The sequence below is a fragment of the Kribbella monticola genome (assembly GCF_003261635.1).
Classification (GTDB): Bacteria; Actinomycetota; Actinomycetes; order Propionibacteriales; family Kribbellaceae; genus Kribbella; species Kribbella monticola.
Map to the genome: position 1 here is coordinate 18,863 of NZ_QFXK01000029.1, position 12,737 is coordinate 31,599.

The 12,737-nt window shown below is 68.3% G+C and carries 13 protein-coding genes and 1 riboswitch; of the genes, 7 read left to right on the top strand and 6 right to left on the bottom strand.

The window, feature by feature from the left end; translation table 11 throughout:
* The first annotated feature begins 41 nt into the window (after positions 1–41).
* A complete protein-coding gene (locus DIZ26_RS13935) occupies positions 42–224 on the top strand; it encodes a YegP family protein (RefSeq protein ID WP_112241241.1) in 183 nt (60 codons plus the stop codon).
* Positions 225–282: 58 nt separating this feature from the next.
* Here DIZ26_RS13935 and DIZ26_RS13940 read toward each other — a convergent pair whose 3' ends face one another.
* Entirely contained in the window at positions 283–645 is a 363-nt protein-coding gene (locus DIZ26_RS13940) for a YciI family protein (RefSeq protein ID WP_112241243.1), read from the bottom strand.
* A gap of 180 nt (positions 646–825) precedes the next feature.
* On the opposite strand from DIZ26_RS13940, the gene DIZ26_RS13945 reads away from it, so the two are divergent.
* From DIZ26_RS13945 to DIZ26_RS13955, 3 genes are all read left to right on the top strand, one after another.
* Entirely contained in the window at positions 826–2,658 is a 1,833-nt protein-coding gene (locus DIZ26_RS13945; protein ID WP_198676092.1) for a right-handed parallel beta-helix repeat-containing protein, read from the top strand.
* A 16-nt stretch (positions 2,659–2,674) separates the two neighbouring features.
* Positions 2,675–3,631: a pyridoxal-phosphate dependent enzyme gene (locus DIZ26_RS13950; RefSeq protein ID WP_112241247.1), complete on the top strand. Its 957-nt coding sequence runs from the start codon at positions 2,675–2,677 to the stop codon at positions 3,629–3,631.
* A 271-nt stretch (positions 3,632–3,902) separates the two neighbouring features.
* A riboswitch (cyclic di-AMP (ydaO/yuaA leader) is annotated at positions 3,903–4,095 on the top strand.
* A complete protein-coding gene (locus tag DIZ26_RS13955) occupies positions 4,095–4,943 on the top strand; it encodes a C40 family peptidase (protein WP_112241249.1) in 849 nt (282 codons plus the stop codon). Its footprint overlaps the riboswitch before it by 1 nt.
* Positions 4,944–5,226: 283 nt before the next feature.
* Here DIZ26_RS13955 and DIZ26_RS13960 read toward each other — a convergent pair whose 3' ends face one another.
* Positions 5,227–5,883 (bottom strand): response regulator, encoded by a 657-nt coding sequence (locus tag DIZ26_RS13960; protein ID WP_112241251.1) that lies wholly within the window; start codon positions 5,881–5,883, stop codon positions 5,227–5,229.
* A complete protein-coding gene (locus DIZ26_RS13965) occupies positions 5,880–7,184 on the bottom strand; it encodes a sensor histidine kinase (RefSeq protein ID WP_112241253.1) in 1,305 nt (434 codons plus the stop codon). The genes DIZ26_RS13960 and DIZ26_RS13965 overlap by 4 nt, the downstream gene beginning before the upstream one ends.
* 166 nt (positions 7,185–7,350) lie before the next feature.
* Here DIZ26_RS13965 and DIZ26_RS13970 point away from each other — a divergent pair, with 166 nt between their 5' ends.
* From DIZ26_RS13970 to DIZ26_RS13980, 3 genes are all read left to right on the top strand, one after another.
* Positions 7,351–8,244 carry an ABC transporter ATP-binding protein gene (locus tag DIZ26_RS13970; RefSeq protein ID WP_112241255.1) on the top strand — a complete coding sequence of 298 codons (894 nt, stop codon included), beginning with the start codon at positions 7,351–7,353 and terminating at the stop codon, positions 8,242–8,244.
* Between the two features lie 29 nt (positions 8,245–8,273).
* On the top strand, positions 8,274–9,089 hold the full coding sequence (locus DIZ26_RS13975) for an ABC transporter permease (protein WP_112241257.1): 816 nt from the start codon (positions 8,274–8,276) through the stop codon (positions 9,087–9,089).
* Between the two features lie 216 nt (positions 9,090–9,305).
* A complete protein-coding gene (locus DIZ26_RS13980; protein WP_112241259.1) occupies positions 9,306–9,497 on the top strand; it encodes a DUF3073 domain-containing protein in 192 nt (63 codons plus the stop codon).
* Positions 9,498–9,783: 286 nt separating this feature from the next.
* Here the strand turns inward: DIZ26_RS13980 and purM are convergent, their stop codons facing one another.
* The 3 genes from purM to DIZ26_RS37445 form a co-directional block, all read right to left on the bottom strand.
* The gene (purM, locus tag DIZ26_RS13985; protein WP_112241261.1) at positions 9,784–10,857 is read right to left on the bottom strand and encodes a phosphoribosylformylglycinamidine cyclo-ligase; all 1,074 of its coding nucleotides are present in this window, start codon (positions 10,855–10,857) and stop codon (positions 9,784–9,786) included.
* A 111-nt stretch (positions 10,858–10,968) separates the two neighbouring features.
* Positions 10,969–12,531 carry an amidophosphoribosyltransferase gene (gene purF, locus DIZ26_RS13990; RefSeq protein WP_112241263.1) on the bottom strand — a complete coding sequence of 521 codons (1,563 nt, stop codon included), beginning with the start codon at positions 12,529–12,531 and terminating at the stop codon, positions 10,969–10,971.
* 18 nt (positions 12,532–12,549) lie between these two features.
* Positions 12,550–12,702 (bottom strand): hypothetical protein, encoded by a 153-nt coding sequence (locus DIZ26_RS37445; protein ID WP_157979707.1) that lies wholly within the window; start codon positions 12,700–12,702, stop codon positions 12,550–12,552.
* Between the last annotated feature and the right edge of the window lie 35 nt (positions 12,703–12,737).

Sequence of the window (12,737 nt, forward strand, 5' to 3'; positions counted from 1 at the left end):
TAGGCTCCGATTGGTAACCGGTTGATGACACGGGAGGTTTCATGGCGGCCAAGTTCGAGCTGTACGAGGACAAGTCGGGCGGGTTCCGGTTCCGGCTGAAGGCCGGGAACGGCGAGGTGATCGCCGTCAGCGAGAGTTACAAGACGAAGGCCGCCGCTCAGAACGGGATCGAGTCGGTCAAGAAGAACGCGGGCGACGCGAGCGTCGACGACCAGACCTCTTGAGCAGTCCGAACGGCAGGACCTCCCGCGGGCGGTCCTGCCGTTTCGCAGCTCCGGACGGCTACAGGCCCACCTCGTGGACGACCTCGCGGACCTCCACGCCGAGCCCCTCGATGCTCGCGTCGGGGATCATCGCGGCCAGTTCGCAGGCCCGCTCCCTGCTCGCGACGTCGATCAGGTAGTAGCCGGCCAGGAACTCCTTCGCCTCCAGGAACGGCCCGTCCGTCACCGCCGGTACGCCGTCGCGCACTTTGACGACCGCGGTCTTGGCCGGTTCCGCGAGCGCGGCGGTGCTGTGGAACTCACCCGACTCCTGGGTGAGCGCCATGAACTTCTCGTGGCCGCTGAAGATCGCCTGCTGCTCTTCCTCGGTCAGCGCCGCCAGCACGTCTGGGTTGATGTTCAGGACCAGTAGGTATTTCACGGTGTCTCCTTCACCCTCGGTTCCCCCGGCGGGAACCGCTCATCATCAGTACGGAACCGGCTCGACGTTCTTGACATGGCGATGCTACGAACTCTGGCGGGCCGCCAGGGGCTTGTGGGACGGTTGGGCTTCACGAGCCGGTTGCCGGGGGGCACCGCAACGGTTTTTTTGGGGGGGTTCATGCGTCGCGTTGTGCTGTCCACTGTCACCGCCATGATCGGGGCGATGTTGCTCGCCGTCGGGCAGGCCGGGTCCGCCCAGGCCGCACCGATCACGGTCACCACCACCACGGATGTCGTGAACGGCGCCGACGGTGTGACCTCGCTGCGAGAGGCGATCACCACGGCCAATGCCGCGGGCGACGCCACCACGATCACCCTTGCCGCAGCCGCGACGTACGGGCTGAACCTGTGCGGCGACGACGACACGAACGCTGCCGGAGACCTGGACAGTACGTCGGCGCAGCCACTCACGATCGAGGGGAACGGGTCGACCATCGACCAGAACTGTGCGGGCGAGCGGGTGCTGAACACGCTCGACTCCGACGGCTCACTCACCTTGCACAACGTGACACTGACCGGCGGCGACAGCCTCTTCGGCGCTGCACTGCAGCACGCGGGCGACGCGACTCTGGACAACACGACGGTGACCGGCAACGCGGGCGGGGCGGGCCGGGTGCTCGAGAGCTCGCTCGGTGGCGCTGTGCTCAACCTGACCGGCTCCAACATTCATGACAACACCGGTACGGGCGTTGCCTTGTCCCTGGGGCAGGTGCACCTCACCAACACGTCCGTCACCAACAACACCGGACGTGGTGTCGGCCTGACCGACGGAGCCCTCAGCGTGACCGGCTCGACGATCAGCGGGAACGGCAGCGACGGCGTACGGACCACCGGGCAGGGTTCGGGGCTCTTCACTCTTACCAATACGACAGTGAGCAACAACGGCGGTACTGGCGTGATCTGCTCGGCCTGTGGAGACCTGACAGTGACCGGTTCGACCATCACCGGCAACCATCCCGCCGGAACGAGTGCGGGCGGCGGCATCCAGGTGCTGTTCGACCAGGACTCACCCACTGATCAGCCGGTGGTGTCGGTGATCGAGTCGACCGTCTCAGGCAACTCCAGGACCGGTTCCGGTGGCGGGATCAACACCGCCATCATCGAGAACTCCGACGGTCCGCCTCCGGCGCAGATCGTCGTCACCCGCTCGACCATCAGCAACAACAGCGCTTCCGGTGCCGTGGACAGTCAAGGCGGCGGTATCTACGCGGTCACCGGTGAGGTGCGACTCGACAACTCCACTGTGACCGGCAACAGCGCGACTGCTGCCGGCGGCGGCGTGTACACGCTTGCCCATGACATCTATCTGCGGCACGCGACGGTGTCGGGTAATACAGCAGGCGGTGTCGGGCGCAACGTAGCCACCAATGCAGGGCTGCACACCTTCGGCTCGATCCTGGCCGGCGGCACCGGCTCCAGTGACTGCGGTATCGAGCTACTGACCACTTCTACCGGCTACAACCTCGACGGCGACGGTAGTTGCAGCTTGGCCGGTCCTGGCGACCACAGCAACATCGGTAGCCCGCAGCTTGGCGCACTGGCCAGCAACGGCGGACCGACGCAGACGATGCTGCCGCTTGCCGCATCGCTTGCCAACGGCGCAGTACCAGCGGCGGCGTGCACAGTGCTTACTGTCGACCAGCGCGGCGTCACCCGACCGCAGGGCACCAACTGTGAAGCCGGATCCGTCGAGGTCGCCGAAGTACCGCCTGCACCAAGCTGCACGCAGACCGGTACTGCGGGGAGCGATCTGCTCGTTGGTACCGCCGGAGCCGACGTACTGTGCGGGCTGGGCGGCGACGACCTGATCTTCGGACTGGGTGGCAACGACATCCTGCGCGGGGGCAACGGCAAGGATCTGCTGATCGGGGGCACCGGCCACAACACCCTCGACGGCGGTCCGGGACAGGACCTCTGCATCGGAGCCGGAGACACCAAGATCTCTTGCTGACGGTAGATTTCGCGACATGCTCAGCCTCGAGGACGTCCGGGAAGCCGCCCAGCGGATCGAAGGCGTGGCGCACCGGACGCCGGTGATCACGTCACGGACGCTGAACGAGCGCGTCGGTGCCGAGGTGTTCCTCAAGGCGGAGAACCTGCAGCGGATCGGGGCATTCAAGTTCCGGGGCGCTTACAACGCGATCAGCCGGCTGAGCCCCGAGCAACTCGGGCGCGGCGTCGCGGCGTACTCGTCGGGGAACCACGCACAGGCGGTGGCGTTGGCCGCGGCTCTCGCGGGGACGAGCGCGGTCATCCTGATGCCCGAGGACGCGCCGCCGACGAAGGTCGCCGCGACCAAGGGGTACGGCGCCGAAGTCGTCACCTACGACCGGTACACCGGGGACCGTACGACGCTCGCGACCCAGCTGGCCGAGGAGCGCGGGGTGACCTTGATCCCGCCGTACGACCACTACGACGTGATGGCGGGGCAGGGCACGGTGGCGCTCGAACTGATCGAGGAGGTGGGTCAGCTCGGGGCACTGCTTGCCCCGATCGGCGGTGGCGGGCTGATCGCCGGCTGCGCGACGGCCGCTACCGCACTCTCCCCCGGTATCCGGGTGATCGGGGTCGAGCCCGAGGCCGGCGACGACACGGCCCGGTCGCTGGCTGCCGGTGAGCGGGTGGAGATCGGGGTACCGCGGACGATCGCCGACGGGCAGGCCATCCCGATTCCGGGCGAGCTCACGTTCGAGATCAACCGGCGGCTGCTGGCCGGTGTCGAACTCGTCAGCGACGACGAGATCCGGGCCGCGATGGCGTTCGCGTTCGAGCGGCTGAAGCTGGCACTCGAGCCGAGTGGCGCCTGCGCGCTGGCGGCGCTGCTGGCCGGGCGGATCCAGCACCTCCCCGACCGGGTCGGAGTGGTGCTTTCAGGCGGGAACGTGGGGCTGGAACGCTTCCTCGAACTGCTCGCTGAGAGCTGAATCGGAGCCGGGCCACCAGCCGCCCGAGTACTCACTGTGGTCGTTGTCACAGAGAGCCATCATGAAATGTGAGCCAGCTCACAGGAAATCGCTACGTCGCCGCCTGCGCCCCGCTCAGACAGCCTCAGGACACCAGGTGTTCCCCAGCGGTCCTTGACGCGTCAGAGACCCGTTTGAGGCCTTTCCGGAGGGTCTCTGTGCATTTGAGGGTTTGCGTCGTGACCGTTCTGTTATACAGTCGTCGGCGGTTCGACAAATGAGACGAACTGCAGGTGTGTCAACGCCGAGTCCTGCCAGGCGCACCTGTTCCCCTCGAACAACCATGGCAGGAGTGGGGGACCCAGGAGGTTGGGGTCCGACCGTGAGTGGTCGGGTCCCTGGGGTGAAGTCCGCGGGAGCGGACCGGGCTATCGACTCTCAGCCCGAACCCGACAGCTAACTCCGCAGGCGTCGGGAGACAACCATGCCCGTCACCGTCCGACGGACAGCGCTGCCTGCTGTCAGTCAACAGAGCGAGTCCAGTAGCCGGCCCACCGGTCGCATCCTGGCCAAGCACCGCAAGACCACCAAGTCCGCGGCCGCCCCGCGTGCCGCAGCCGCCGTCCTCTCGGTCGGCCTCGCCGTCAGCGGCGGAGCGATCCTCACCGTCGCCAGCACGCCTACGACCGCATCCGCGGCCACCAGCAAGACCACCTCGGCCGCGTGGGCCCGGGGTAACAAGCCGGTCTCAACGAAGCCGCTGCTTCGCTACGCCGACGCCGGCTCCGCTGTTCGCTACGTGCAGCGCTCGCTGGACGTCCCGGCCGGCGGTTGGTACGGCTCCGCCACTCGTACGGCGGTCGCCAAGTTCCAGCGCCGGGTGGGCCTGCCCCGCACCGGCACCATGACCGTGAACACCTGGCGTTCGCTGTTCTACGCCGCGAGCCACGGTCTGCTGCACGGCGGTACCGGTAGCAGCTCCACCTTCCAGGCCCGTGTCCTGCGGGAAGCGGCCAAGCTCAAGGGCACGCCGTACCGCTACGGCGGCACGACCACCCGCGGCCTGGACTGCTCGGGCTACACCGGTCTCGTCTACAAGCGCGCCGGCAAGAAGCTCCCCCGTACGTCGCGCCAGCAGTACAGCGCCACCAGGCACTTGAGCCGCAAGGCCGCCAAGCCCGGCGACCTGGTGTTCTTCAAGAGCGGTGGCGGCAGCGTGTACCACGTCGGCATCTACGCCGGCGGCAACATGCTGTGGCACGCCTCCAAGCCGGGCCGCCCGGTCGCGAAGGCAAAGATCTGGAGCAGCAACGTGGCCTTCGGCCGCGCCTGATCCTCAGCGTTCTGCGTTGGAAGTTGTTTGAGCGATTGCGGTGGTCAGGTGCGTGCATCGCGGTGCTGGAGAAGCGCCCTCGATGCGGAGCATCGTGGGCGCTTGGCCAGTGCCGCGAGGTGCGTGCCTGGGCGCCGCAAGCGCCAAAGAACTTCCGACGCAGGACGCTAGTCACGTCAGCGAGACCCGTTCCCCCCCGGGTCGCTGACCTGGAACCGGTCGCGAGTCGCCGCCCCCACCCCTCCGGCGACTCGCGGCCGGTTTCCCTTGTCCACAAGGCGTTTCAGGTGTCCAGCAGGCCCGCGTCATGGGCGAGGATCGCGACCTGGACCCGGTTGGTGGCATCGAGTTTCACCAGCACCCGCGAGACGTGCGCCTTCACGGTCGCCTCGCTCATGAACAACTGCTTGCCGATGTCCGCATTGGACAGTCCCTTGGCGACCGCGGCCAGGACCTCCCGCTCGCGATCGGTCAGTGACGTCAGCCGCTCCCGCGCCACCCGCCGCCGATCGGTCCGCTGATCCGCCGCGAAGTGCCCGATCAACCGCCGGGTCACCGCCGGCGACAACATCGCGTCCCCGGCCGCGACGACCCGAACGGCTTGAACCAGTTCGCGTGGCGGCGTGTCCTTCAACAGGAACCCACTCGCGCCCGCCTGCAGCGCCCGGAACACATAGTCGTCCAGATCGAAGGTCGTCAGTACTACGACCTTCGGCGGCTCCGGCAACTCCTGCACGGCCCGGGTGGCAGCCAGTCCGTCCAGCTTCGGCATCCGGATGTCCATCAGCACCACGTCCGGACGATGCTCGCGCACCATCGCGACCGCGTCGGCGCCGTCCTCGGCCTCGGCGACGACCTCGAGGTCGTCGGCCGACTCGAGGATCATCTTCAGCCCGGCCCGGACCAGCGCCTCGTCGTCCACGATCAGCAGCCGCGTCATCCTTCTCCTTCGTCGATGTCGTCGGTGTCGTCGGTCTCGTCGGTCTCGTCGGTCTTGGCGGTCTTGGCGGTCTTGACGTCGGCGTTGGTCTCGTCGGTCTTGGTGTTGGTCGTGGTGTCGCCGGGCCCGGCGGGTTGCGCCGTGTCCTTCTCCGACCACGGCAGCCAGGCCTCGACCTGCCAGCCGCCTTCCGCGGTCGGTCCGGCCGAGATGCTTCCACCCGACAGGCTGACCCGTTCGCGCAGCCCGACCAGGCCCGCACCGGCGCCAGGCAACAAGGAATCGGCCGCGACCGGCCGGACGTTCGTCACCCGGACCGTCACCCCGGTGCCGGGCGCACCGTGCACCACGACTTCGGTCGAGACGCCGCGGGCGTGCTTGTGCACGTTGGTCAGCCCCTCCTGCACGATCCGGTAGACCGTGCGACCCACCGACGCCGGTACGTCGTCCGGCAGGACCAGCTCGCTCGACACGTTCACCCCGGCCGCCCGGGAGGCCTCCACCAACCGGGCCAGGTCGAGCGCTTGCGGTACCGGGGCCAGGTCAGCACCGGCCGCGCTGAGATCAGTTCGCAGTACGCCGAGGACTTCGCGCAGGTCCTCCATCGCCTGCCGGGCGGTCTCGCGAATCAGGCCGGCCGAGCTCTCCACCTTCTCCGGGCCGACCGCCGGGTTCACCTCGAGACCGCCTGCATGCAAGGCGATCAGCGACACCTTGTGCGCCAGGACGTCGTGCATCTCCTGCGCGATCCGGGCCCGCTCGCCCAACCGGGCCTGGTCGGCGCGGAGTTCGCGCTCCGCCTCGGCTCGCTCGGCCCGGTCCCGCAGCGAGACCATCAGGTCACGCCGGGCACCGATGTAGGCGCCGACCGCCACCCAGGTGCCGATCAGGAACGGCCCGGTGAAGAGCAGCACGTACGGATCGCTGGTCCGGTCGGACCAGGCGCTGGCGACATACGCGACGTACGCCGCGAGGCTCAGCGCGGCCAGCATGAGGTCGCGGCGACGGACCGCGAGCGTCAGCAGGGCCAACCCCATCGGGACGAAGATCTGACCGCCCAGCAGCGCCAGGATGGCAACGATGGTGACGGTGACGGGGAAGCGGCGACGCCACCACAGGGCCAGCGAGGCGGCGATCCCGAGACCGAGCACGAACCAGTCCCGCGCCTGCCAGCCACCCCGGCTGGTCCCGGACGCTGCCTGGGCGACGATCGTAAGCAGGCTGAAGCCGATGTACATCAGGTCGCGGATCCGCGGGGCGCGCTGGACGAACCAGTCGTACCAGCGCCGCAACCATTGCATTGCGTCAGCGTAGTCGCGCAGCGTAGGTGTCCACGTCCACCTTCAGGAGCGTGCCGTCTCCCTCCTCCGGTGGGGGTCAGGGTGGATCCCCGACGACTTTCGTAGGGGGCCGGTCGAGACGCTCGGTCGATGTGGACACCGGGGTCCGGACGGAAGAGTTGCCCCCATGATCACCGTCGAGAACCTCAGCAAGCGCTACGGCAACACCACCGCCGTGCAGGATGTCTCCTTCACCGTCGAGCCCGGCAGCATCACCGGCTTTCTCGGCCCGAACGGGGCCGGCAAGTCCACCACGCTGCGCATGCTGACGGGACTCACGCCGCCGACCTCCGGCCGCGCGACGATCACCGGCAAGCGGTACGTCGAGTTGCCGAACCCGGGCCGGGTCGTCGGGGTCATGCTCGACGCCGCCGCCCAGCACCCGGGCCGCACCGGCCGGGAGACCCTGCAGCTCAACGCGAGCCTGCTCGGCGTACCGAAGACTCGGGCGGACGAGATGCTCGAAGCTGTCGGGCTCAGCTCGGCTGCGAAGCGCCGGGTCGGTCAGTACTCGCTCGGGATGCGGCAGCGGCTCGGTATCGCGAGCGCGCTGCTCGGCGACCCCGCAGTACTGATCCTGGACGAGCCTGCCAACGGGATGGACCCGGAAGGCATCCGGTGGATGCGCGGCTTGCTGCAGGACTTCGCGAACCGCGGTGGAACGGTGATCCTGTCCAGCCACCTGCTGGGCGAGGTACAGGCGACCGTGGACCGACTGGTCGTCATCGGTGGCGGCCGCATCGTCGCCAACGGCTCGCTGGACGAATTGCTCGCCGGGAGCGGCACGCTGGTCCGCGGCCTCGACCCGGTCGCGCTGAACCAGGCGCTGACCGCCGCCGGGCTCGCCCTGGAGCCGCTGCACGACGGCGCGCTCCGCGTCGATGCCACCGCTGAGCAGGTCGGTCGGGCAGCCGCTGCTGCCGGCCAGATCCTCCTTGAACTGCGCGAGAGCGACGGCGCCGGTCTGGAAGAGCTCTTCTTCCAGCTCACCAGCCCGACCGCCACTGCCGTTGCCGCCTGACCACCTCGAAACTTCTGGAGTTCACCACCATGGCTGTCACCGAAATCGCCTCCCCACCCACCACAGCGGCCGCTGCTGGAAAGCACCGCGCTGTCGCCACCTCATTGCCCCCTGCACGCGGGCAGTCCTTCCTTCGGCTGGTCGTCACCGAGCTGCGGAAGTCCCTGGACACGCGCAGCGGCAGGGTGCTGATCCTGGCCATCCTTGCGCTGGCCGTTGCTGCACTCACCTGGCAGCTCACGCACATGGACGCAGGCCAGCAGCAGTTCGACAGCTACCTGGCAGCCGCGTCGACAGGCGTACAGCTGTTGCTGCCGGTCATCGGTGTGATGGCGATGACGAGTGAGTGGACCCAGCGCACCGCGTTGACCACCTTCACGCTGTCGCCGCGCCGAGTCCGGGTGCAGCTGGCCAAGTTCGTCTCAGCGATCGTGCTGAGCATCGTCGTACTGACCGCGACCACGGTGCTCGCAATGGCCGCCACTGCGCTCGGCGGCGCCACCGGCGGCCACGGCTCGTCGTACGCCGGACTGGGCGGCGCGCTCGCCGGCGCCTATCTGACCACCGCATTGAACGTCGTGATGGGTGCCGCCTTCGGTGCGGTGATCGCCCAGACCGCCGTCGCGATCCTGGTCTTCTTCATCGCCCCGACTGCCTGGGCGCTGGCCGGACCGGCGCTGTTCAAGGACAACGCGAACTGGCTGGACGTGTTCGGCGCCTTCGGCCGGATCGCCGAACGCGATCTGCACGGGATGCTGCCCGAGACGCTCACCGCGATCGGGGTCTGGATCGTGCTGCCGACCATCGTCGGACTGTGGGCAAGCTCACGTCGCGAGGTGAAGTAGTTCCTCGGTTCGACGCTCAAGACGCGGAAGGCCTGGCCGGTTTGAGGGGATCGGCCAGGCCTTCCGGCCTGTCACCGGGCCCGTTCGGGGGTCCAGCCAGGGGGCGGTGCGTGTGTCGGAGACCGGCTCCGGGTAACCTAGAACCACGATTACTGACGACTGATCCGTGGGCGCCCAGCTGCGTACCCGGTTGACTTGTGCGAGGGGGTCGACGCTATGGGGCGCGGCCGTGCAAAGGCCAAGCAGACGAAGGTCGCACGCGACCTGAAATACCGCACCTGGGAGACCGACTTGGAGCAGCTCAAGAAAGAGCTGTCCGGCGGCGAGCAGAGCGGTAACGGATCTGCGAACGGCGACAACGACGCAGACGTCGGCGATGACGCCGACGACTACCACCCCCGTCGGTAAGGCAGCATTTCAGCTCGGATGACCTGCCCAGCGCCTCGAGCGCCGGGCAGGTCTCCTGTGCTTGACCGACGAGTTCCACCACAGGGCTAGCGCTTGACCACACAGATGGCGCTTCGTGCTGCCCTGCTCACGCTGTGAATCCGGAGAACTCCTCGTGGAGTTCTCCGGATTTCGCGGGGTCGCTCAGCGGATGTCGCCGCTCGTTGCCCCAGCGGCGATTGCCTCGGCGGCTGGTTGCTTCCGGCGGAGTTCGCTTGCTGGTTGGCTTCAGCGGGCGTAGTCGCTTTCAGCGGGCGTAGTCGCCTTGGAGTTCGACGCCTGAGGCGCCGTCGGCTGCGCTGACCTCGCCGCACACCCAGGCGGGGATGTCGCGCTCGGCCAGTACGGCGATCGCCCGGTCCGCCGCGGCCGGGTCGAGCACCGCGACCATCCCGACGCCCATGTTCAGGGTCTTCTCGAGTTCCAGCAGCGGCACGTCACCGAGCTGACCGACCAGGCCGAAGATCGGCGCCGGAGTCCACGTCGACCGGTCGATCCGGACCGCGAGCTCGGCGGGGATCACCCGGGCCAGGTTCGCCGCGAATCCACCACCGGTGATGTGCGACATCGCGTGCAGCGGCTTCTCGTCGCCGTTCAGCTCCCGGATCAGCTCCAGGCAGTGCTTGGCGTAGACCTTGGTCGGCGTCAGCAAGGTGTCCCCGAGGGTGCCGCCGAGTTCGGGGACCTCCCGGTCGAGCTGCCAGCCGGCCCGGTCGAAGAAGACGTGCCGGACCAGGGAGTACCCGTTCGAGTGCAGACCCGACGATGCCATCGCGACCACGACATCACCCGCGCGAACGCGGTCCGCGCCGATCACCTCGTCGGCCTCGACCACGCCGGTGGCCGCGCCTGCCACGTCGTACTCGTTGGCCTCGAGCAGGCCGGGGTGCTCAGCCGTCTCTCCGCCGACGAGCGCCGTACCGGCTTCCACGCACGCCTCGGCGATGCCCTTCACGATCTGCGCGATCGTCTCGGGGACCACCTTGCCGGTGCAGATGTAGTCGGTCATGAACAGCGGTTCCGCGCCGCAGACGACCAGGTCGTCGACGACCATGCCGACCAGGTCGAAGCCGATCGTGTCGTGCCGGTCCAGCTTCTGCGCGATCGCGACCTTGGTCCCGACCCCGTCCGTCGACGTCGCCAGCAACGGCCGCCGGTACGCCGTCAGGGCGCTCGCGTCGAACAGGCCGGCGAATCCGCCGAGCCCGCCGACCACCTCGGGACGGGTCGCCTTCGCGACCCACTCCTTCATCAGTTCGACGGCCCGGTCACCGGCCTCGATGTCGACCCCCGCGGCGGCGTAGCTGGCGCCCTCGGACACGTTGTTCTCCTTGTTCTCAGGGTCCTGGTGATCAGGGCCCTGTCTGACGGCCTGATTTTCTGGCGGCCTTTGTCCTTGGTCCCGACCGGCCTCTTGCCCCGACCGGCTCGGTCAGGGCCGGGACAGGGCGTCCGCGGCGCCGGCTCCGCCGGCCACCGTGGCCAGACCGTCGACATCGGTGGCGACCGGCAGCTCCAGCAGGTGCTTGCCGAGGTGCTCCGGTTCGGGCAGCGCGATCGGGTAGACACCGTCGAAGCAGGCCCGGCAGAGCTTGTCCTTGCCGACCGAGGTGGCCTCGATCAGGCCGTCCAGGCTGACGTAGCCGAGGGAGTCCGCGCCGATCGAACGGCAGATCTCCTCGGTGTTCAGGCCGTTCGCGATCAGTTCGGCACGGCTGGCGAAGTCGATGCCGTAGAAACACGGCCACTTCACCGGCGGCGACGAGATCCGGACGTGGATCTCGGCCGCGCCCGACTCGCGCAGCATCCGGATCACCGCGCGCTGGGTGTTGCCGCGGACGATCGAGTCGTCCACGACGACCAGGCGCTTGCCCTCGATCACCTCGCGCAGCGGGTTCAGCTTCAGCCGGATACCCAGTTGGCGGATCGTCTGGCTTGGCTGGATGAAGGTGCGGCCGACGTAGGCGTTCTTGACCAGGCCCGAGCCGTACGGGATGCCGGACTCCTCGGCGTACCCGATGGCGCCCGGCGTACCGGACTCCGGGGTCGCGATGACGAGATCGGCCTCGACCGGGTGCTCACGGGCCAGTTGGCGGCCCACCTCGACGCGGGTCGAGTGGATCCGCTGGCCGGAGATCTGGGTGTCCGGGCGGGCGAGGTAGACGAACTCGAACAGGCAGCCCTTGGGGTCCGCCTCGGCGAACCGGGTCGAGCGCAGGCCGTCCTCGTCGATGGCGACGATTTCACCCGGCTCGACCTCGCGGATGAAGCTGGCGCCGACGATGTCGAGGGCGGCGGTTTCGCTCGCGATCACCCAGCCGCGCTCGAGCCGGCCGAGTACGAGCGGACGGATGCCCTGCGGATCGCGCGCGCCGTACAGGGTGGTCTCGTCCATGAAGACGAGGCTGTACGCACCCTTGACCTTCGGCAGCACCTTCGCGGCGGCCTGCTCGATGGTCAGGTCCGGGTACCCGGCGAGCATCGAGGTGAGGATGTCGGTGTCGGAGGACGCGCCGTGCTTGGCGTTCGCCTTCGCGTGCTCGACCTCCAGGTCCAGCCCGAGGTCGAGCGGGTCGGTGCCGTCGAGAGTCGCGGCCAGCTCACCGGTGTTGGTGAGGTTGCCGTTGTGCCCGAGCGCGATCGACCCGGTCGCGGTGGACCGGAAGGTGGGCTGGGCGTTCGCCCAGACGCTGGAGCCGGTCGTCGAGTACCGGCAGTGCCCGACGGAGATGTACCCCCGCAGCGACGCCAGGGTCGCCTCGTCGAAGGCCTGACTGACCAGACCCATGTCCTTGTAGACCAGAATCTGGGTCCCGTTGCTGACCGCGATGCCAGCCGACTCCTGCCCCCGGTGCTGCAGAGCGTAGAGCCCGAAATAGGTGAGTTTGGCAACCTCTTCCCCCGGAGCCCAAACCCCGAAGACGCCACAAGCGTCCTGAGGTCCTAGGTCCTGCGGGTCAAGATCATGAGTGAGCCGACCATCGCCACGAGCCACAGGCAACAGTCTACGGGACTACATACCCCAGCAATTTCCGGCCGCGCAGCTGCTGGTCGGGTTGTCCACGACCGGCGGGTCGTCGCCCGCCCAAGCCGACCCTGAGGACAGCAGGACGGAACCCGTCAGCAGCAGCGTCACGCCGGACACCGTCAGAAACCTCTTGATCACAGCGTGTCCTTTCGAAATAATCCGAAACGTTCTCC

What these genes read in the sequence shown, in the direction of transcription:
- DIZ26_RS13955 (WP_112241249.1), top strand. Translation starts at nt 4,095, where the DNA reads ATGCCCGTCACCGTCCGACGGACAGCGCTGCCTGCTGTCAGTCAACAG.
- DIZ26_RS13960 (WP_112241251.1), bottom strand. Translation starts at nt 5,883, where the DNA reads ATGACGCGGCTGCTGATCGTGGACGACGAGGCGCTGGTCCGGGCCGGG.
- DIZ26_RS13935 (WP_112241241.1), top strand. Translation starts at nt 42, where the DNA reads ATGGCGGCCAAGTTCGAGCTGTACGAGGACAAGTCGGGCGGGTTCCGG.
- DIZ26_RS13945 (WP_198676092.1), top strand. Translation starts at nt 826, where the DNA reads ATGCGTCGCGTTGTGCTGTCCACTGTCACCGCCATGATCGGGGCGATG.
- DIZ26_RS13980 (WP_112241259.1), top strand. Translation starts at nt 9,306, where the DNA reads ATGGGGCGCGGCCGTGCAAAGGCCAAGCAGACGAAGGTCGCACGCGAC.
- DIZ26_RS13965 (WP_112241253.1), bottom strand. Translation starts at nt 7,184, where the DNA reads ATGCAATGGTTGCGGCGCTGGTACGACTGGTTCGTCCAGCGCGCCCCG.
- DIZ26_RS13975 (WP_112241257.1), top strand. Translation starts at nt 8,274, where the DNA reads ATGGCTGTCACCGAAATCGCCTCCCCACCCACCACAGCGGCCGCTGCT.
- DIZ26_RS13950 (WP_112241247.1), top strand. Translation starts at nt 2,675, where the DNA reads ATGCTCAGCCTCGAGGACGTCCGGGAAGCCGCCCAGCGGATCGAAGGC.
- DIZ26_RS13970 (WP_112241255.1), top strand. Translation starts at nt 7,351, where the DNA reads ATGATCACCGTCGAGAACCTCAGCAAGCGCTACGGCAACACCACCGCC.